General features: G+C 51.3%; 18 protein-coding genes. 1 reads left to right on the top strand and 17 read right to left on the bottom strand.

The genetic code is table 11. From position 1 onward, the window contains the following. Nucleotides 1-3: 3 nt before the first annotated feature. The 9 genes from D3P09_RS25630 to D3P09_RS25590 form a co-directional block, all read right to left on the bottom strand. On the bottom strand, nt 4-384 hold the full coding sequence (locus D3P09_RS25630; RefSeq protein ID WP_120114288.1) for an ATP synthase subunit I: 381 nt from the start codon (nt 382-384) through the stop codon (nt 4-6). Then, nucleotides 377-610: an AtpZ/AtpI family protein gene (locus D3P09_RS25625; RefSeq protein WP_120114287.1), complete on the bottom strand. Its 234-nt coding sequence runs from the start codon at nt 608-610 to the stop codon at nt 377-379. Before D3P09_RS25625 ends, D3P09_RS25630 begins: the two co-directional genes overlap by 8 nt. 191 nt (nt 611-801) lie before the next feature. Further along, nucleotides 802-1950: a non-hydrolyzing UDP-N-acetylglucosamine 2-epimerase gene (wecB, locus tag D3P09_RS25620; protein WP_120114286.1), complete on the bottom strand. Its 1149-nt coding sequence runs from the start codon at nt 1948-1950 to the stop codon at nt 802-804. A gap of 37 nt (nt 1951-1987) precedes the next feature. After that, nucleotides 1988-2617: a uracil phosphoribosyltransferase gene (upp, locus tag D3P09_RS25615; protein ID WP_120114285.1), complete on the bottom strand. Its 630-nt coding sequence runs from the start codon at nt 2615-2617 to the stop codon at nt 1988-1990. A gap of 444 nt (nt 2618-3061) precedes the next feature. After that, nucleotides 3062-4114 (bottom strand): acyltransferase, encoded by a 1053-nt coding sequence (locus tag D3P09_RS25610; protein ID WP_165867586.1) that lies wholly within the window; start codon nt 4112-4114, stop codon nt 3062-3064. After that, nucleotides 4095-4937: a D-alanyl-D-alanine carboxypeptidase family protein gene (locus D3P09_RS25605; RefSeq protein WP_120114283.1), complete on the bottom strand. Its 843-nt coding sequence runs from the start codon at nt 4935-4937 to the stop codon at nt 4095-4097. Before D3P09_RS25605 ends, D3P09_RS25610 begins: the two co-directional genes overlap by 20 nt. A gap of 10 nt (nt 4938-4947) precedes the next feature. Next, entirely contained in the window at nt 4948-6054 is a 1107-nt protein-coding gene (gene alr, locus D3P09_RS25600; protein WP_120114282.1) for an alanine racemase, read from the bottom strand. Between the two features lie 5 nt (nt 6055-6059). Further along, complete coding sequence (locus D3P09_RS25595; RefSeq protein ID WP_120114281.1) at nt 6060-7136, bottom strand: D-alanine--D-alanine ligase family protein; 1077 nt, start codon at nt 7134-7136, stop codon at nt 6060-6062. Nucleotides 7137-7299: 163 nt separating this feature from the next. Then, nucleotides 7300-8403 (bottom strand): mechanosensitive ion channel family protein, encoded by a 1104-nt coding sequence (locus D3P09_RS25590; protein WP_243644500.1) that lies wholly within the window; start codon nt 8401-8403, stop codon nt 7300-7302. A gap of 257 nt (nt 8404-8660) precedes the next feature. Here D3P09_RS25590 and D3P09_RS25585 point away from each other — a divergent pair, with 257 nt between their 5' ends. Next, nucleotides 8661-10868, top strand: coding sequence for an Ig-like domain-containing protein (locus D3P09_RS25585; protein WP_133305059.1), 2208 nt, complete (start codon nt 8661-8663; stop codon nt 10866-10868). Nucleotides 10869-10974: 106 nt separating this feature from the next. Here D3P09_RS25585 and D3P09_RS25580 read toward each other — a convergent pair whose 3' ends face one another. The 8 genes from D3P09_RS25580 to rpiB all read right to left on the bottom strand — a co-directional run bounded on the left by D3P09_RS25580 (nt 10975) and on the right by rpiB (nt 19986). Continuing rightward, a complete protein-coding gene (locus tag D3P09_RS25580; protein ID WP_120114279.1) occupies nt 10975-11931 on the bottom strand; it encodes an ABC transporter ATP-binding protein in 957 nt (318 codons plus the stop codon). Then, nucleotides 11928-12929 carry an ABC transporter ATP-binding protein gene (locus D3P09_RS25575; RefSeq protein ID WP_120114278.1) on the bottom strand — a complete coding sequence of 334 codons (1002 nt, stop codon included), beginning with the start codon at nt 12927-12929 and terminating at the stop codon, nt 11928-11930. The genes D3P09_RS25580 and D3P09_RS25575 overlap by 4 nt, the downstream gene beginning before the upstream one ends. Nucleotides 12930-12962: 33 nt before the next feature. Further along, nucleotides 12963-13907, bottom strand: a complete 945-nt coding sequence (locus tag D3P09_RS25570) for an ABC transporter permease (RefSeq protein WP_120114277.1) — start codon at nt 13905-13907, stop codon at nt 12963-12965. A 3-nt stretch (nt 13908-13910) separates the two neighbouring features. Further along, on the bottom strand, nt 13911-14843 hold the full coding sequence (locus D3P09_RS25565; protein WP_120114276.1) for an ABC transporter permease: 933 nt from the start codon (nt 14841-14843) through the stop codon (nt 13911-13913). Nucleotides 14844-14969: 126 nt separating this feature from the next. After that, entirely contained in the window at nt 14970-16652 is a 1683-nt protein-coding gene (locus D3P09_RS25560; RefSeq protein ID WP_165867585.1) for a peptide ABC transporter substrate-binding protein, read from the bottom strand. Between the two features lie 905 nt (nt 16653-17557). Next, nucleotides 17558-18805 (bottom strand): serine hydroxymethyltransferase, encoded by a 1248-nt coding sequence (locus tag D3P09_RS25555; protein ID WP_120114274.1) that lies wholly within the window; start codon nt 18803-18805, stop codon nt 17558-17560. An 84-nt stretch (nt 18806-18889) separates the two neighbouring features. Beyond that, complete coding sequence (locus tag D3P09_RS25550; RefSeq protein WP_120114273.1) at nt 18890-19504, bottom strand: TIGR01440 family protein; 615 nt, start codon at nt 19502-19504, stop codon at nt 18890-18892. Nucleotides 19505-19527: 23 nt separating this feature from the next. Next, on the bottom strand, nt 19528-19986 hold the full coding sequence (rpiB, locus tag D3P09_RS25545) for a ribose 5-phosphate isomerase B (protein WP_120114272.1): 459 nt from the start codon (nt 19984-19986) through the stop codon (nt 19528-19530). Nucleotides 19987-20095: the final 109 nt, after the last annotated feature.

Below are 20095 nucleotides of genomic sequence, written 5' to 3'. Positions count from 1 at the left end.
TTTTCACCCCTTTCCGCTGTTAAGTCGTTTCTGGTGAATCAAAGCTGATACCAATAAAATGAACGGCATCACCATACTTGCCGCAAGCGTTGCCGGCAGGTTGAACGTTTCCGGATATTTGTAGGCAACCATCGCAACCAGCAGCACCATCGCCATGCGGCTACCAAGTCCCAGCCCCATCTTGCGCATGCCGCGATTAGCCATAGCTTGTCCTACAATCTCCACTCTGCGTCTAAGCAAAAGCGCATTCATGAAACTCGCGACTACGCCCAGCAGAAGACCAGCGAATACGCTCTTCCACTCCGGAAAGATACCCCAGAGCAGCAAGCAGGCAGCCGCAAAAAAAAGCGCCCCGCGCATCGCCATCTTAAAAATGTTATCCATCGGAATCCTTCAACACCTTCCTGACAATCAGAATGGCTGAAAGAATACCGACAGCCAGACCAACAAGCAGCCCGCCGACCGTTCCGGCCTTTGGATCGCCGAAGCGTTCTCCAGCCGCCTGGCCGAGCCAATATCCCAAGAAAACACAAATCCCGACATCCACGCCCAGCGCCCCGACTAGCGCGGCAGCCTTCCACGGATTGTCACTGCTGCTTTTCCCATTCATATTGCTCCAACCCCTGTCAATCCTCATTTATTTTATCGAAGCGGCGCAAGGTTTGTCAATTGAAATAACGGCGATTTTTCCGTGAACGAAAGGCTGAAAACCCTTATACTACAAGGTTTCTGAAGCCGCGAAACCGTACAGTGCCACTGTATGCTGTATATTCTGCGCTTAGTCCGATTCCCCGACGTAAACTATGAACTTTGTGTGAACGAATCAGGGCGCTGCTTGCTTCTTCCAAAATGATGAAGGATTGCGTCAACAATCCGCTCCGATGCCTTGCCGTCGCCGTATGGATTAGCCGCTTGGCTCATTCGACAATATAATGCTTTGTCGTTAAGCAGCGCCTTCGCTCTTCCATATACATCCTCTTCATTCGTGCCGACCAGCTCCAGCGTCCCAGCCTCGATCCCTTCCGGACGCTCTGTCGTATCGCGAAGCACCAGCGTTGGAACTCCGAATGAAGGAGCTTCTTCCTGCAAGCCGCCGGAATCGGTCATGATCATATACGTATGCGGATAGAAATTATGGAATTCGAATACATCCAGCGGTTCAATCAGGCGGATGCGCGGATGATCGCCGAGAATCTCGTTAGCCGGCTCTCTCACAGCAGGGTTAGGGTGAACGGCGTAGACAAACACGATATCCTCATGCTCATCCGCCAGGCGCTTCACCGCGCGGAAGATGTTGCGGTGCGGCTCGCCAAGCGATTCCCTGCGGTGCGCCGTCATCAGAATCATCCGCTTGCCTCTCGCCCATTCAATGACGGGATGCTCGAACGACTCATCGACGGTGTACTGGAATACATCGGCAGCCGTGTTGCCCGTCACGTAGATCGACTCCTCCGACTTGTTCTCCTTGCGCAGGTTGTTCGCCGACCATTCCGTAGGCGCGAAGTGAATGTCGGAGAGCACGCCCGCCAGCTGGCGGTTCATCTCTTCCGGATATGGCGACATCTTGTTCCAGGTGCGAAGACCCGCTTCGACATGGCCTACTTTAATTTGCTTCAGAAAGGAAGCGTAGCTGGCCAGGAAGGTAGTCTGCGTATCGCCGTGCACCAGCACGATGTCCGGCTTCGCTTCCGCAAGCACAGGCTCAAGCCCTTCCAGCACCCGTACGGTCGTCTCCGTCAGCGTCTGGCGCTCTTTCATAACGTTCAAATCATAGTTCGGCTTGATCTCGAAGAAATCAACCACCTGGTCTAGAATCTGGCGATGCTGCGCCGTTACGCATACGATGGATTGGATGTCATCCTCGCGCCGCTGAAGCTCAAGAACAAGCGGGGCCATCTTGACCGCTTCCGGGCGCGTGCCGAAAATCGTCATTACTTTTAGTTTAGACAAAAGATTCCACTCCTACATCATAGTTGGCTGAAAATGTTCAATTCGTGCCGTACATGCGGTCGCCCGCATCGCCAAGTCCAGGCACGATGTAGCCTTTTTCATTCAAACGCTCGTCCAGTGCGGCAATATAGATATCAACATCGGGATGCGCTTCCTGCACAGCCTTTACGCCTTCAGGCGCGGCAATGAGGCACATAAGCTTGATTTGATCGCAATTGCGCTTCTTCAGCGAAGAGATCGCGGCAATAGCGGATCCGCCCGTTGCCAGCATCGGATCGATCACGATCAGAAGCCGGTTCGGCGCATCCGTCGGCAAGTTAATGTAGTATTCTTTCGGTTGGAGCGTCTCATGGTCTCTCGCAAGCCCAATATGGCCGACTTTGGCCGACGGGATCAGCTTCAGAATGCCGTCCACCATGCCGAGGCCCGCTCTCAGAATCGGAATAAGGCCGAGCATGCGGCCGGATACAACCTTCGCATCGGTAATCGCGACCGGCGTCTCCACCTTAATCGTGTCCAGCGGAATATCCCGCGTAATTTCGTAAGCCATCAATGTTGCAACTTCATCCACCAGCTCGCGGAAATCCTTCGTATTCGTTTCCTTGTTGCGAATAAACGTCAGCTTATGCTGAATTAAGGGATGGTCACATATAACCAGTTTGCTCATGGAGCGTAATTCCTCCCAATTTCCTTTTCGACGGACATGCTTATAGAACGTGTTCAAAAAGTCGGGTTTTCAGCACCAAGGCTGGTCGTTCGCCTGACGGCGAACTGCTCGCCCATGCATCCGGGAAGGTTGCGAGAACCTGAAGAAGGAGGAGCGGAGTGTAGGCAAACCTACATGAGCACCGGACTTCAAAGGTGAACGCAAGATTCGATGTCGAATACGCTTCTAGGCTGGCTTCGTGATCAAAAGACGACTTTTTGAACTACCTCTTATAGCATGGTCACAATCCCATATATTATAGCACTGTAAAGAAAGCGTTGCATCTGGAATTCAAAAAAACCTAAGCCCCAATTTACCCCTCTCAGCGAATAGCTCTCCATGCCAAAAAAGCCGCCTGTCCTTCGGAATCATTAGAACATTCCAAAGCTAACAGGCAGCTTATGATTATAAGGATTTGGCCGGACGCAGCGGCAGTCTCCCCAGCGTGTCGAGAAGCCGCGCCAAAACGACAGAGACTATTGCCGTTGCAAGACATACGGCGGCGTAATGGATAAGCGAATGATCGACAAGCAGCGGCTTCAGTCCTGCAGCCCCCGCTATCCCTCGAACCGCAACGAGTACGGCCGGATGAAGCAGATAGATCCACTGGGCAATAGCTCCTGTACGGGGAGTTGAACCAATCTTAAGCTGCGTCGCCATCCCGAACAAAGCGTATACCGCAGGCAGCAATGCGATATACATGCTGTCATGCCTGGGATAGCCGGCCTCCCGCAGCAGGATGCCTTCCAGGAACAGCAAGACCATGCTGGCCAGGAATACGAAAGAATAGAGATGGCGAATCTTTGGCTTGGCCTGGCGCTTCGCCATGAACAAACCCATCGCCAGAAAAACAGGAGCGAAGAAAAGCCCGTTGCGCGTGTAGTCGAACCGTGCGAATAACCATTCATACATCGCATGCAGGGCCGGCGTCCCTTCGGCTAGTCCATAGTAGCTGTCCCCCAACAGACCGATCGCATACAATGCGCCTACTGCAGCACTGAATGCCCATAGCGGCAACAGCCGGTACAAGCCGTAGACGATATAGACGCCGATCAGCAGCGCCGGCAGATACCATAGATGATAGAAGGTTCCGTCCATCACGATATCTCTTGCAAGCTCCGGCCAGGAAATGCCGTGATCGAAGTCTCCTTTGTAAATATTAAGAGGAAGGTAGATCATAATCGCTGCCAAATACAGAACGGCTACCTTGCGCGCATAACGGTTGACCATGCTGAGGTCCTCCCTGCCGCTGCCCTTCAGCTTGCGGAAGAGCAAGTAGCCGGAAGCCATAAAGAAAAACGGCACCGCCAATCGTCCCAGAATGCCTGTAATCAGAAAATCGGCATATTCGTCATAAGTCAGCAAAGGCCCTGTATGAATGGCAATCACGAGGAAGGAAGCGGCCAGCTTGACGAGATCGATTCCGCCCAATCTTCGATTAGCGCCCCGCGGCTGCATCTTCATTCATCCCATATACGGTCACAATAAAGCCGTCCACATTATTGCCCGACACTTGATAGCTTCCGCATGCTGGCAAAGGGATTTCCGTCGGACCCGTTTCTTCGGCTCGTACATAGTAAGCTGCGGCTCTCAGACCTTCGCTATCCCACTCAAGCCATTCCCCTTCGAATTCAAATGACTTCACATACTCTATATATTCCTCAAGGCAGTAGTCGAGGCGCCCCATCCACTGCGCATGCGGCGTACCGACATAGCGGAAGTGCCATGGCTCGCATGCGATGCCCGTAATCGCCCGCTTCCCTTCTTGATAACGCTGGATGAAGCCGTAGAGAGCAGCAGCTTCTTTGAATGCCAGACATTTGCCTTCATCAGGGAACGAAGGCGCGATAAAGTCCAGCTCACCCGCCTTCCGCTCGCCTACGTCGACAGCCAGCCCCGTCTGATGCTCGCTCCTGCCCGGAAGCGCAACATAGCTCGCCGTATATTCCGGCCCGTTGTCGCGAAGAGAGCCCTCATAGATGGCCCTTTGCTCCTCCTGCGACCGATAGCCGCTCACGACGACAATGTCATCCGATGCCTCGGCAGCCGCCAGCAATGCCGCCAAATGCCGCATGCACACTTCCTCCAGCTCGATTGCAGATTCAAGCGCATATACATGGCCAGCAGAGGTCACTGGCGACAGGCAAGCTCTTGCCGTCCGCACAGGGTTGTCCGCATTCACCAGCAGCAGATGCCCTCTGTGCACTTCTTCCCGGTCTAACTGAAGCGTGAAGGACGCCTCCCGCTTCCCTGCGCTTAATTGCTCAGCGATTCTCTCCATATCTATCCCCCTAATCTGCATAGTTTCTCTCAACCCGTCCTGACAGCAGTGTCGATATCTCCTGAGGCACAGTCCCTGCATGCAGAGCCAGCTCCCTGACCGTAATTCGATCCTCTCCCTGGCTTCCAATGAGGACAACCTCCGTGCCCGTGTCATACTTACGATCCAGGCGGATCATTAGCTGATCCATGCAGATCTTGCCCACGACCTCCGCCCTTCGTCCTTCAACCAGTATTTCGGAGCCCTGCATGCTCTGGGACCAGCCGTCCCCGTAGCCGATCGGCACCGTGCCAATCCACTCATCCCCCGAAGCGACGTAAGAGTTGTCATATCCGATGCACTCCCCTTGGCGCAGCCGCTTCACTTGAATCAACTTGCTATACAGGCTTAAAGCGGGACGCAATTGAATGTCCGGCACAAGCGCCTCCGGATAAAAGCCGAACAAAGCCGCACCGATCCGCACCATATCCATAGCAAGCTCAGGGAAGCGGAGCGCCGCATTGCTGCCCGCGCAATGATATTGGTGAACCTCCACACCGGAGGCCCGGCACCACTCCTTCATCTCCAGGAACTTGCCGTGCTGCTTCTTCAGGAAGGCTGTGTCCTCTCTCGCTGAGGTCGCGAAATGGGTATAGAACCCTTCCACTTCGACAAAATCCCATTGCAGCCAAGGTACAAGCTCATCCCATTCTTCTCTGGTCCGAAGCCCGATTCGCCCGAGGCCTGTGTCCGCCTTCACATGCACCTTCAGCTTCTCCTTGCAGCGCTGGTCTCGGTGAGAGCCTATCTGCCGGAACCACTCTGCATGTGTCACTGTCACCATAAGCTGATGCCGGACAGCAAGCATCACCTCTGAGGGATGAATCGGAGTCAAGATCAGAATGGGAAGTTCTATCCCCTTCGACCTGAGCTGCAGCGCCTCCTCCAGGTAGGCCACGGCCAATTGATCAGCGCCGCCTTGTACAGCCGCCCGTGCCGACTCCACGCTGCCATGTCCGTACCCGTCTCCCTTCACAACAGCCATCAACCTCGTTCCCTCCGGCATAAGCCGGCGGATCACCGCCGTATTCTCTCTAATCGCGCCGAGATTCACTTCCGCTCTGGTATCCCTGTACATATCCATCACCTTGCGTATTGAACGGTCTGCTTGTCCGCATGGCGCATAAAAGCGTAGTCGATCAGCTTCTCAATAAGCTCGCTGTATGCCGTTCCGTTCGTACGCTCCCACATGACGGGATACATGCTAGTTCCCGTAAAGCCCGGCAGCGCGTTGATTTCATTCAAATAGATGCTGCCGCCGGCATCCAGGAAGAAGTCCACCCGCGCAAGCCCCGAGCAGCATAACGCCCGGTAAGCCTGAACGGCGTACTCTCTGATACGGGACGTGACGTCTTCGGGCAGCTCTGCCGGAATCGACATGACCAGTTCCTTGTCCATATATTTCGATTCAAAGTCGAAGAAACGATGGCGATGAATGAATTCGCCTGGCAAGGAAGCAAGCGGACGCTCGTTGCCCATGACGGCAACTTGAATTTCCCGCCCTGCCACCTCACGCTCCACTACGAGCTTACGATCGAATTGAAACGCAAGCTCGACACCCCTAATCAATGCGTCTCTGTCCTCGCAGCGGCTTATGCCGATACTGGAGCCTAATGTTGCAGGCTTGACGTAGCACGGATAGCCCAGCGCCTCCTCCATCTGATCCAGCAGCATAGCGCTCTCCTCGCCCCACTGCTCCAGGCGGAAGCTGATATGCTCCGTCTGCCGGATGCCCGCTTGGGCCAGCAGCCCCTTGGACACGGCTTTATCCAGCGTCAGCGCAGCGGACAGCACGCCATTGCCGACATAAGGAATGTCCAGCAGCTCCATAAGCCCCTGTATCGTTCCGTCTTCCCCGTTCGAGCCATGAAGCAGCGGCAGAACCACTTTCTTGCCCTCGCCCGACATATAACGCAGAAGCACCGAACCCATTGACTCGGGCGGAGACGAGGCTTCAGGCTCCATCGCCAGCTCATTGATGCTTGCGCGCGGCTCCCGCTGCACGCCGGAGCAGCACCAGGCTCCCTCCTGTGTAATGTAGACCGGGTATACCTCGAATTTCTCGCGGTCAATGGATCCCAGCACCGTAAACGCCGTTCTGAGTGAAATTTCATGCTCCACCGATTTGCCGCCATATATAACAAAAAGCTTGGTTTTCATAAAAAATAGCCTCCTATACGCTCGACTGATTACCTGTTACCAAGATAACCGTCAAACGTTAAGAGGCATGTAAGTGAAACTTAAAAAATACTTAAGTTAATATCAGGTTTGATTATGAACTTCTTAAAATAATGAGCCTACGCTACCTGGGGCCGGCCAACTCTCAGCCTGCCTCTGAATTCCCTTCGCTCCGCTCCTCATCCCGCTCTCGGCCGATTACAATGCGCTGAATTGGCAGTGCCAGCTGAACGCCCTCTTCCTTAAGAATTTGGAGCATGGCCAGCTGCGTCTCCTGGCGAACGGTAAGATGATCCTTCCATGCCGTCGTTTTGGTGAAATAATAAAGCATAATCCCAAGGCTGCTTTCCTTAAATTCATTGAATTTCACCATAATCGTCCCATTATCGATCTCCTTGTGATCCATCAAATAGCGCTCAATGCGGTCTATAGCCGAAGTCAGCCGGTCCGCATCCGTATCCAGCGCCACATTCAGCGTAAAGGTAATGCGCCGCCGCCCCATCTGGCTCCAATTCGTAATTGGCTGGTCGGCGAGAGTAGAGTTCGGTACCGTTACGAGCGCATCCGCGAATGTGCGAATCTTGGAGCTGCGGAACGTGATGTCCTCTACTACGCCTTCGATTGACGGCGTCAGAATCCAGTCCCCCTTAGAGAACGGCTTCTCCAATATAATGATCACTCCGCCAAAAATATTGCCCAGCGTATCCTTGGCCGCCAGCGCAAGCGCCAGGCTTCCCAGCCCCATGCCTGCCACGACCCCGTTAATGTTAAAACCCCATTCCGAAATAACGGCCGTAATGGCAATCACAATCACGACAAAGCGGACGGCCTTCGAGAGGAACGGAATCAGCATGCTGGAGTCGTCTCCTCCGAAGCGCCTCAGTACCCCTTCCATAAATAAGGATGAAGCCGCCGACAGATTATACAAGCCTGCTCCGATCAGCAGGATCATGCCGCTGCGGAACAGCTTGTGAACAACGAACAGAGACATCCAATGAGCCGGGACGTAATAGAGAATGGCCAAATAAGCCCCCAGCAGCACAAATATCCCCCGGAGCGGCTTCTCGAACGCTTCCAGCACTCGCGCAGCCAGCTCCAATCTCGCCAGCCTTCTCATCAGAAATTTGAACAAGAAACGGACAAATAGCCCGCGGAACAAAATAAACAGCAAAAATATGCCTATAGCCATGCCCAAATCGAGCAATCGCCACACTTCAACCTTATCCATTATCCAATCCATAGTTGTCATTGCTATACAGCTCCTTTCCGGGCGCTCACGGTTAGGTTGCGAAAGGTCATGCTGAGCGTCTCGCGTAAAGCTACATTTTAACATAGTTTAAGAATGACCGCCGAGGACAGCCGGACGACAAGGCTCATCTATCGGATTATTTGCGCAATATCGTACCAATGGCCTAGCGTTTCGTGTTCATTTTTGGCCCTTACTTGCCGTTAAACATATAGAGAGGAATAAAAATCCACCTACGAAAGGAAAGGGATGTAGTGAAATTGAGTTCAAGTTGGGGCAAGTCGCTTATGAACGCGCGCAAATCGCTGGCAGCCATGATGGCGTTCGTCCTTGTCATGTCCAGCCTTGCAGGCGTCGCAAGCGCCGCGGAGGATACCATAACCGGAATAGAGTTGGATTACGATTCGTCGGATTATAACTCAGGCACATCATCGCTTGTCATGTTTGTAGAGGATGACAAAGTTAATGTATCTGTACTGGCAAGCCTGTCAGGGTCGGCGTCCAAAAAAGACGTAACCACCGATGCTACGTGGAAAACATCCAACAGCTCTATCGTCAAAGTAGAAAAGGGCGTATTGACCGGCGTCGGCAAAGGCACGGCTACGATCAGCGCTACGTATAAAGGCTTTACCGCTTCGATCAAAGCTACGTCCGATTACGTCTATGATGAAGTCATCATTATGCAGGACGATAAAGCGGCTCCCGCATCGATCGACGACATCAAGCTGGGCGAATCGCTGACCTTCACTCTTGACGGCAAGAAGCAAGGCAACGTGACGAACATTACAACCGAAGCTACATGGACAACTTCAAGCTCATCGGTAGCCACGGTTGCCGATGGCAAAATCACGCTTGTCGGAACAGGCACAACCACGATTACTGCCAAGTACAAAGGAAAAAGCGATACGGTGAAATTGACCGTCGTCTCTCCTTACAAAGGCATTGAAATTCTGCCTAAGCCGTCCAATGATCTGCTCGAGCTTGAGATCGGAATGGACGACCATATCCTTCAAGCGATTGCCGAGCCGAAGACTGGCGGAACGGTGAACGTAACGGAAGATGCAAAATGGACAAGCGGCAACACAAAAGTGCTAACCGTCGAAAAAGGCGTTGTCACAGCCGTGGGCACCGGCAAAACAACCATTACGGTCAGCCATCTCGGCGTTACAAGTTCGATTACCGCAGTAGTACGGACACCGTACCAATCGATTAAGCTGTCCCCGGAGAAGGAATTCCATATGCAATTGCAGGATTCTCCGCTCCAGGTTCGCGCAGAAGTGCTGAACAATGACAATGTGTCTTATGACATTACAGTTGAAGGCGAGTGGACATCCTCTGATGTGACAGTCGCAACCGTCGTACAGGGCAGAGTAACGCCAAAGGCGGTCGGATCGACCAAAATCACGGTATCGCATAAAGGCGTCAGCAAGAGCATTGATGTCACCGTCTACCCAAGCATTACGAAGCTTAAGGTAGAGAAAGAGACGATCGACGGATTCAAAGGCATCAGCGCCGCGCTTCCGAAAGTGACCGCAACTACCTTCGACGGATCAAGCGTTGATGTATCCAAGCTGGTAAAGTGGACTGTAAAGGATGACGACATCGCTGAAATCAAAGGCAATGAATGGACAGCCAAAGAGCTGGGCGAAACAACGTTCACCGCTACGATTCAAGGCATGAAAGCCGAGACTAAGCTGATTGTGCATCTGAAGCCGGTCAAGCTGATTGCGGAGAACAAAGATCTAAGCATTGTGCTGGGCCGATCCACGACGCTGCCGGCCGTAACCGTCATCTATGAGGACGGCGAGGAAGCCGACATCAGCAAGTCGATCGAGTGGAAAACCACTTCCGACAATATTCTTCTGCTTGAGGACAGCATGAAAGGCCTTGAAGCCTCCACAGTAACGCTGACGGGCACATACCTGACGAAGACCGTATCCGTGCGCGTGAAGATCGAGGAAGAGATTGTGAAGCTGGAAGTAGACCCTCTTGTGGTCGAACTTAACCCGGGGCGTTCGAAATCCATCAAGGTAACAGGCTATTACAAAAACGGCAAAAAAGTATCTGTCGGCTCCAGAATTGACTGGGCGGTCGGCAATACCAAGGTTGCAGCCATTAGCGGAGCCTCCTCCGTCAAAGCAATCGACGTTGGCACAACCAAAGTAACGGGCTCCTATCAAGGCAAGCCGATCGAAGTGACCGTTATCGTTACACCGAAGCTGAAATCGCTGCAGATGTCCTCCAAAACAGTGCAGTTGGCACCGGGCGGATCCTTTAACGCAAGCGTTCAAGCCGTCTATTATACAGGCAATCCTGTGAATGCAACGGCGAGCGCGGTATGGACGTCCAACAAAACAACCGTAGCAACAGTCAAGGACGGCAAAATCACAGCAGTCGCCAAGGGCTCGGCCACGATTAAGGCCACATTTGGGGGCAAGAGCGCGACCATCCGTGTTACGGTAAAATAACACAGCATTAACGTTTAAGGCCCTCTGTCGAACGACAGAGGGCCTTAAACGTTAAAAGAGGCGAGAGAGGATGAATAACATCCTCTCTCGCCTCTTCATTGGCTTCTTATGCGTAATGGCAAGCGGCAAAGTGTCCTTTGCTTACTTCCGCCAGCTTAGGAGCGTCAGTCTTGCACTTCTCTGTCGCAATCGGGCAGCGAGTATGGAACTGGCAGCCGGACGGCGGGTTGATCGGGCTTGGCAGATCGCCCTTCAGGACGATGCGCTCGCGCTCGGCTTCAACCTTCGGATCCGGAATCGGAATCGCGGACAGAAGCGCTCTTGTATAAGGATGGCGAGGATTGTCGTACAGCTCGCTGCTTTCCGCAAGCTCGACAATCTTGCCAAGGTACATAACCGCTACGCGGTCACTGATATGCTTAACCATGGACAGGTCATGCGCAATGAACAGATAAGTCAGACCCATCTTCCGTTGCAGCTCCTGCATCAGGTTGACGACCTGTGCCTGGATGGATACGTCAAGCGCAGAGATCGGCTCATCGGCAATGATGAATTTCGGATCTACCGCAAGCGCGCGGGCTATCCCGATACGCTGGCGCTGTCCGCCAGAGAATTCATGCGGATATCTCGTTGCATGGTCCGAGTTCAGGTTGACCAGATCGAGCAGGCCTTCTACCTTGCGCTTGCGCTCGGCTTTGCTGCCTGCCAGATTATGAATATCCAGCGCTTCTCCGATAATATCGCCTACCGTCATGCGCGGATTCAGCGAGGCATACGGATCCTGGAAGATCATCTGCATGTTGCGGCGCAGAGCCTTCAATTCGGAGCCGCGCAGCTTGTAGATGTCCTTCCCGTCGAATGTAACGCCTCCGCTAGTCGGCTCGTACAGACGGAGAATAGTGCGTCCCGCAGTAGATTTGCCGCAGCCGGATTCGCCTACGACACCAACCGTCTCGCCGCGTCCGATCTCAAAGGAGATATCGTTGACGGCTTTCAGGATATTGCCTTTGCCCAAGTTGAAGAACTTGCGCAAATCATTGACTTGAACTAATGGGGAGCTCATACCGGCACCTCCCGATTGGCGTAAGGATGCAGCATCCAGCAAGCAGCCGCATGGGAGTCGCTTCCCTTGATTGCATGCAGATTCGGATCATTGTCCACACAGACTTTCATCGCTTCATCGCAGCGCGCGCAGAAGCTGCAGCCCGCTGGCGGCTTGATCAGATCCGGCGGCGTGCCCGGAATCGGAATAAGCGGCTCGTCTTTTCTTTGGTCCAGACGAGGCAAGGAACGCAACAGGCCTCTTGTATAAGGATGCTGCGGGTTGGAGAAGATCTCCCACTTCGTGCCCTGTTCTACGATACGGCCTGCGTACATAACGATAACGCGGTCGCATACGTCGGCAACAACACCAAGGTCATGCGTAATCAAAATAATAGAAGTGCCCATTTTTTGCTGAAGATCCTTCATCACGCGCATAATTTGCGCTTGAATCGTCACGTCAAGAGCCGTCGTAGGCTCGTCGGCAATCAGCAGCGAAGGATTGCAAGCCAGTGCGATTGCAATCATAACACGCTGGCGCATGCCGCCGGAGAATTGATGCGGATATTGTTTGATCCGTGCTTCCGGATTCGGAATGCCGACCAGATTAAGCATCTCAATCGCACGGGCTCTGGCATCGGATTTGCTTACGTTCTGGTGCTTGATCAAGCCTTCCATGATCTGAGCGCCAACCGTAAGAGTAGGATTCAAGGATGTCATCGGATCCTGAAAAATCATGCCGATTTTGTTGCCGCGCACGGACTGCATTTCTCTTTCAGACAGAGACAGCAGCTCTTGTCCTTCGAATTTAATCGAGCCTTGTTTGATACGGCTTGGCGGTGAGGGATTCAATCTCATAATGGATTGCGCCGTTACGCTCTTGCCGGAGCCGGATTCGCCAACGATAGCGACCGCTTCCCCCTTATTCACTTGAAAGCTGATATCGCGAATCGCTTGTACCTCACCGCTGTACACATCAAAGGAGACACTTAAATTATTCACTTCAAGCAAGGTCTTCATTGGTGGTGACCTCCTTTCAGCCAAGCTGTTTTATTATTTTTTCAGCTTCGGATCGAATGCGTCGCGCAGTCCGTCACCGAAGACGTTAAAGGCAAAGATCGTCAAGCTCAAGAAGAGAGCCGGGAACAACAGACGCCAAGGGTAGATCGACATGGCCTTAACACCATCGTCAATCATGGTGCCCCATGATGCAACAGGGGATTGTACGCCAAGGCCCAGGAAGCTCAAGAACGCTTCTGTAAAGATCGCATTAGGCACAGTCAATGTCAGCGTGACAAGAATCGGGCCCATTGCATTTGGAATCAAGTGACGGAAAATAATACGCATCGCCCCTGCGCCCAGAGACTTGGAAGCTAGTGCATATTCTTGGTTTTTGAGCTGCATAATTTGACCGCGAACGATCCAAGCCATATTGATCCAGCCCGTTATCGACATGGCTATGATGATGGTCGTTAAACTCGGCTCCATGACGACAAGCAGAAGAATTACAACCAGAAGGTAAGGAATCGAATACAGAATCTCGGCGAAACGGTTCATGACCTCATCGACTTTGCCGCCGTAGTAGCCCATGATGCCGCCATAAATGATACCGAGAATCAAGTCAATCAGCGCAGCCATCAAACCGACAAACAACGAGATTTGAGCGCCCTTCCATGTTCTCTCGAGCACGTCCCGGCCCAAATCATCCGTACCAAACCAGTGAGATGCATTAGGTGGCTGGTTCGTATTGGTCAGGTTGTTGGTGAAATGGTCATGCGGCGAAATAATTGGTACAAATATTGCTGCGACCGCGATAAAAACAATAATCCAGAAGCCTGTCATCGCAAGCTTATTGCTCACTAGGCGCTGACGGATATCTTGCCATGCCGTCAGGCTTTTGCGACCAGCCTCGTCCTTTATAACACTATCCCTTTTCAGCTTCTCGAACATTTCGGGACTGAGTTTGTCGGATGTATTCGTATGATTCGTGTTAGACATCTCTTATTTCGCCCCCTTGCCGCCGGCCCGCATGCGCGGATCAACCAGCACATAGGCCACATCCGCCAAGAAACGGGTTACCATCAAGATTACTGCATAGAAAATGGTGATGCCCATAATGAGTGGATAGTCCCTATCTATTACGCTCTGAACAAAGTACTTGCCGATGCCAGGAATCGCGAAGATCTTCTCAATGACAACGGAACCTGTGATAATACCAGCCGTCAGGTAACCAAGGTACGTAACGACTGGAAGCATCGAGTTGCGAAGAGCATGACGCACTACGATGACATATCCGGAAAGTCCTTTGGATTTGGCAGTTTTAATAAAATCAGCATTCAATACTTCAATCATGGTCGATCTAAGCAATCTTGCAATAAAGGCAATCGGACCCGATGCCAGCGCGATGGTCGGCAGTACGTAATCCATTGGTTTATCCAAACCTGCTACTTCAAAAATACCCCACTTAAAGGCCAAATAATACTGCATGAGCGGCGCCATGACCAAACTCGGTATGGCCATGCCTATAACCGCAATAATCATAGCTAAATTATCAAGCAACTTTCGATGATGCATGGCTGCTATCATACCCAATACACAGCCTACAACTACTGATGTGACAACTGCAGTTAATCCCAGTCTAAGGGAAGGTCCAAACGAGTTCGCAATCATTTTATCAACGGATTGGAACTTTTTCTTCATGGAGATACCCATATCGCCTTGAAGAAGGTTTTTCAAATATGTTCCGTACTGAACATAAAGCGGCTTGTCCAAGCCGTAATACGCTTCCAAGTTTTTCTGAACGGCCTCGCTTGTCGCTTTCTCCGATTGCAGCGGGCTTCCTGGGATCGCATTCATTAGCAGGAACGTCGCGGACACGAGCAAAAAGAGCGACAAAAGCATAAACATAAACTTGCTTAAAATGAAGCGGAGCAAACGATCACCCACTCTCTCACAATCTTTATTTGCATTTCAAAAGGGTATATATAGAGAGACTATATATACCCTTCTGGAACTTAAGTTACTCTAGTTAGTCGCTATAGATAGGACAGGTTGAGTGACCTATTTTTTGCTACCGTGTACCCAGTCAAGGTGTCCAGCGTAATCGGAGATAACGCCTTCGAAGCCCTCTTTAACCATTGTTACAGTCGTGTAGTAGTAAGCTGGCAATACGCCCATGTCTTCGGAGATAGCGATTTTCTCAGCTTCAGCCATCATTTTCATGCTTTCTTCAGCCGATTCAGCTACCAGGGAACCGTCAAGCAGTTGCTCAACTTTAGGGTTGTTGTATTTGCCGTCGTTGTTGCCGGATTTCGGATGGATCAAGTCATAAGTGAAGTTGATTGGGTGGTTGATGTCAGCGCCCCAGCCGGAACGTGCGATATCAAATTGACCCGCTTTTCTAGACTCCAGGAATGTACCCCATTCTTGGTTAGCCAGTTTCACTTCAACGCCAAGGGACTTGCGCCACATGTCTACAACTGCTTCAGCCAGCTTCTTATGGCCTTCGGAAGTGTTGTACAGAAGCGTTACTTCTGGGAATGCAGTCAGACCAAGCTCAGACAAACCTTCTTCAAGCAATTTTTTCGCTTCTTCTGTGTTTTCTTGGAAGTAGCTGTCCGGGAAAGCTTCGCGGAACATTTTGCCTTCTGGACCTGCGATGGACGGAGGTACCAGACCGAATGCCGGTTGTTGGTTCGCTTGTGCCACGTTGTCAATCAGGGATTGACGGTCGATGGACATCGAGAACGCTTTACGAACTTTAGCGTTGTTGAATGGAACTTTGTTGTTGTTGAACAGGTAGTAGTACGTCGATGCAACAGCTGTTACTTCAGCTTTGCCTTCGTCGATCAGCTTTTTAGTCAGGTCAGTCGGAACGGAACCAGCTTGAGCGCCGATCCAGTCGATTTTGTTCGTTTCGAACAATTGGTAAACCGTGTTCTCATCTTCAACCAGAGAAATGGTTACTTTGTCGAAGTTGATTGCGTCTTTGTTGTAGTAGTCAGGGTTTTTCTCAAGAACCAGCTTGTCAGCATGTACCCATTGCTTCAGAAGGAATGGACCGTTCGATACGATCGTATTCGCTTCAGCAGCCCATTCAGGCTTGCCTTCAACTGTTCCTTCGTGAACTGGCAGGTACGTGTAGTGAGCCAGAAGGCTTGGGAAGTAAGGAGCTGGCGTGTACAGTTTAACTTCCAGCGTGTGATCGTCAGTTGCTTTAACGCCAACTTCATCAGCAGTGCCTTCGCCGGAATTGTACTTCTCGCCGTTCTCCAGGTAGAACAACATGTATGCGTACTCGGAAGCTGTTTCAGGGTTCAAAGAACGTTTCCAAGCATATTCAAAGTCATGCGCTGTTACAGGGTCACCGTTGCTCCACTTAGCGTCGTCGCGAAGGGTGATTGTGTAAGTTTTGCCGTCTTCAGAATGTTTGATTTCTTTTGCAAGTGCATTCTCAGGCTCGCCTTTAGTGTTCAGACGAGTCAGACCTTCGTACAGACCTGCTGCTACGATGCTGGACTGTGCGTCCGTCATCAATGCAGGGTCCAAGCTTGGTGGCTCACTCGCAAGCGTGAAACGGAACTCTTGAGGTGCTTTTGTCTCTCCTCCGTTGTTACCGTTAGCGCCGCCATTGTTCGAAGGCGCCGGCTTGTTGTTGTCGCTGGAGCAAGCTGCGAGCAGCATGCTGAAAGCGATCAGCAGCACCAGCATGAATTGCACTGGCTTTTTGAAATTTTCTTTCACCAACATCAACTCCCACTTTCTATAATAATTTTTTTAAAACCGTAAGTAATGAGATAAAGCTCACAAATTGCTGGGATGTAACAATAATTAACATGGTATTAATAATTATTCGACGTTAAACAATATACAACTTCAATTGAACAATTGTCAACTATTTGATGCGCTTAAATCCTTCCAATAAGCGTTTTTACTATGTCCTATTGAAGAAAATTTATGAGCGAATTGGTTTATTTATTCACGTTCGCCTCTCTTTACTGCGTCAGTACATATAAGCGTTAAAACATTCTAGGATTAATGCATACAAGCATTAATGCAGGCTAGCATTAATGCTTGTATGTAATGACTCGACCCTGTATTAATGCAGGCTCGCATTAACACAACGCGGCTTTAACGTATATTATAGAAGAAACTCGTTTTTTTGCACTCGTATTCACAGGATTATTACCCATCATATGCATTCGATTTTAAGGTCTATTCACCGCAAACCGAATTACCTTAAATGGTATATAATAGTATTTATATTATTTCTTGTATGAATGAAATAAAAAACCATCGATTTCCAATAAAACATGCCAATCGTTCGTTTTTTCCTACATTTCATACCCTATTTGACCTGCCTTGAAACCTTGTAGGCATAATTTGTCCCTATTCAGGCTTCAACTGGACAATACGCCTCTCCTATACTAACTCTTTTTTAAAGCCATTGCAGCATACGTAAAAAGTTACCAAATTCACGGAATAAGAAACTTTCATCCATTACTTATGCTTGTATACATTTTGACCAGCCTATGCATTTCATAATCGTTTACCAACTGTTTTTTACACTGTTTCCAACTTTTGATTGATCGAAACACGTAAATAAGCTCCCGGCTTAGAAACCGAGAGCTTGAGTATTACCGTATAGATTAGTAAGTGATGCTCGGGTAAAGAGGGAATTTCGCAGTCAGATCGCGTACCATTCCTTTGGCTTGATCCAGCACGGCTTGATCTTCCGGGTTCTTCAGAACCAGTGCGATAACCTCTGCAATGACCTTCATAGCCTCTTCGTTCATGCCGCGAGCCGTCGCTGCAGGAGTACCTACACGAATGCCGCTAGTGACAAACGGGCTTGTCGGATCGAATGGGATTGCATTTTTATTCACTGTAATGCCTACTTGATCAAGTACATGCTCCGCAACTTTTCCTGTAATATTCAGGTTGCGCGTATCGATCAGCATCAGGTGATTGTCTGTGCCGCCAGAGACGATGTTGATGCCTTTGGCGATCAGCTCTTCAGACAGAACTTTGGCATTGGTTACAACATTCTGTTGATATTCTTTGAAGGAAGGCTCCAGAGCCTCGCCTAAAGCTACCGCTTTAGCCGCGATAATATGCATCAGAGGGCCGCCTTGGGAGCCCGGGAATACCGCTTTATCGATAGCCGCCGCCCATGCTTTTCTGCACATGATCATGCCGCCGCGAGGACCGCGAAGCGTCTTGTGCGTCGTAGTCGTAACGAAGTGGGCATGCGGAACCGGGCTTGGATGCAGGCCAGCTGCAACCAGACCTGCGATATGCGCCATGTCGACCATGAACAATGCGCCAACTTCATTGGCAATTTGGCCAAGCTTTTCGAAATCGATAATGCGCGGGTACGCACTAGCGCCTGCTACGATCATGCGAGGGCGATGCTTGAAAGCAAGCTTGCGCACTTCTTCGTAATCAATCGTGAAGGAGTCTTCTTGAACGCCGTATGCCACGAAGTTGTACAGCAAGCCAGAAGCGTTGACAGGGCTGCCGTGCGTCAAGTGGCCGCCATGGGCCAGGTTCATGCCAAGCACGGTATCGCCAGGCTTCAGAGCCGCGAGATATACCGCCATATTCGCTTGCGCGCCGGAATGCGGCTGTACGTTAACATGCTCGGCACCGAACAGCTCTTTGGCGCGGTCGCGCGCAATATCTTCGACGATATCGACATGCTCACAGCCGCCATAGTAGCGCTTGCCCGGATAGCCTTCCGCGTATTTGTTCGTCAGTACGGAGCCCATCGCTTCCAGTACCGCTTCGCTTACGATATTCTCAGATGCGATCAGCTCAATGTTGTCGCGTTGGCGTTGAAGCTCAAGGCCCATCGCCTTCAATACTTCTGGATCTTGCTTGCGTAGTTGTTCCACCTTTAGTTCCTCCTTATTATAGATGCATGTATAATAGCGAAATCACACTTCCATCCTGCCAAAGCTTCCTTCGCTTAGTTCACTTTACTCGCAAGTCTCTGCGCGCTGCTCCGCCCTCAAGCTGCTGCTTGGATCATATACCGCTCTAGCTCCGCCAATCAGCTTCGGCCTTGTCACAGCCATCGTCACATGGGCGGCGCCAATCGTCTTGATGGACGGTCTGACCGGAACGGCAACCCGCTTCAGATGCATCCCGATGAACGTGTCCCCAATGTCTATGCCTGCATGCGCTTCGATTCGTTCTACCAAGCATGGCTTGGCGAATTGGCTGTATGCGTAAGCAGCCATGGAGCCTCCCGCTTTCGGGACAGGCACGGCATGGACAATCTCCAGTCCGCGCCGGATAGCTTCATCCTCTTCGATGACAAGCGCACGGTTCAGATGCTCGCAGCATTGGTACACGGGGATGAACGAAAATTGCTTCCTGACCGCTTCGATACCTGCATAGATCGCTGCAGCTGTCTCTACGGCTCCCGATGTGCCGATATGCTTGCCAAGCACTTCACTTGTACTTACCCCAATCGCCAAGAGATGACCCGCTTCCAGCTTGCCGGCTTCTGCAAGCTCTCTGACAACCGTCTCCACCTGCGCCGCAATCAGCGCTTGGTGCTCTTCATGCCCGCTGCTCAATTGCGTCATGCCCCCTTCCCTGTCCATTACCGTTAGGGATGAGTGGAGAAGCGCTTCTCGAGCTGCATGACTTTGTCGATGCGGCCTGTATGGCGGCCTTCATTGGAGAACGACGTCTCCAGCCATACTTTCACAATCTCTCCAGCTACGCCAGGACCGATAACACGCTCACCCATAGCAAGTACATTCGTATCATTATGCTCTCGCGTCGCCTTGGCCGAGAAGATGTCGTGCACCAGCGCGCAGCGGATGCCCGGATACTTGTTCGCCGCAATCGACATGCCAATGCCGGTGCCGCAGATCAGTATGCCGCGGTCTGCCTTGCCGCTAGCAACCAGCTCGCATACCGGCAATGCGTAATCCGGATAGTCGACCGACTGCTCGCAATCACAGCCTACATCTTCAATTTCATGACCCAGTGCTTCAATAATCGGAACAAGCTCATCCTTCAGACGGTAGCCGCCGTGATCGGCACCAATCGCAATCTTCAATGTGAACACCATCCTGCCTTAAGTTGTTAGAGTCATTGCTTCCTGCAAATAACCTATGGTGATAGTATACCTTGTTCCGGCCAAAAAGACGAAAAAAGAGCAAGACATG

Origin of the sequence: Paenibacillus pinisoli (genome assembly GCF_003605435.1) — a bacterium.
Taxonomy (GTDB): domain Bacteria; phylum Bacillota; class Bacilli; order Paenibacillales; family Paenibacillaceae; genus Pristimantibacillus; species Pristimantibacillus pinisoli.
The sequence above is the reverse complement of the archived record's forward strand: the minus strand, read 5'-3'. Positions and strand labels throughout refer to the sequence as shown.

Excerpts from the sequence above, each read along its gene's own strand:
- D3P09_RS25595 (WP_120114281.1), bottom strand. The coding sequence starts at position 7,136 with ATGAAAACCAAGCTTTTTGTTATATATGGCGGCAAATCGGTGGAGCAT.
- D3P09_RS25610 (WP_165867586.1), bottom strand. The coding sequence starts at position 4,114 with ATGCAGCCGCGGGGCGCTAATCGAAGATTGGGCGGAATCGATCTCGTC.
- D3P09_RS25630 (WP_120114288.1), bottom strand. The coding sequence starts at position 384 with ATGGATAACATTTTTAAGATGGCGATGCGCGGGGCGCTTTTTTTTGCG.
- D3P09_RS25550 (WP_120114273.1), bottom strand. The coding sequence starts at position 19,504 with ATGACGCAATTGAGCAGCGGGCATGAAGAGCACCAAGCGCTGATTGCG.
- D3P09_RS25575 (WP_120114278.1), bottom strand. The coding sequence starts at position 12,929 with ATGAAGACCTTGCTTGAAGTGAATAATTTAAGTGTCTCCTTTGATGTG.
- upp (WP_120114285.1), bottom strand. The coding sequence starts at position 2,617 with ATGAGCAAACTGGTTATATGTGACCATCCCTTAATTCAGCATAAGCTG.
- alr (WP_120114282.1), bottom strand. The coding sequence starts at position 6,054 with ATGTACAGGGATACCAGAGCGGAAGTGAATCTCGGCGCGATTAGAGAG.
- D3P09_RS25590 (WP_243644500.1), bottom strand. The coding sequence starts at position 8,403 with ATGACAACTATGGATTGGATAATGGATAAGGTTGAAGTGTGGCGATTG.
- D3P09_RS25605 (WP_120114283.1), bottom strand. The coding sequence starts at position 4,937 with ATGGAGAGAATCGCTGAGCAATTAAGCGCAGGGAAGCGGGAGGCGTCC.
- D3P09_RS25570 (WP_120114277.1), bottom strand. The coding sequence starts at position 13,907 with ATGTCTAACACGAATCATACGAATACATCCGACAAACTCAGTCCCGAA.
- D3P09_RS25580 (WP_120114279.1), bottom strand. The coding sequence starts at position 11,931 with ATGAGCTCCCCATTAGTTCAAGTCAATGATTTGCGCAAGTTCTTCAAC.
- D3P09_RS25625 (WP_120114287.1), bottom strand. The coding sequence starts at position 610 with ATGAATGGGAAAAGCAGCAGTGACAATCCGTGGAAGGCTGCCGCGCTA.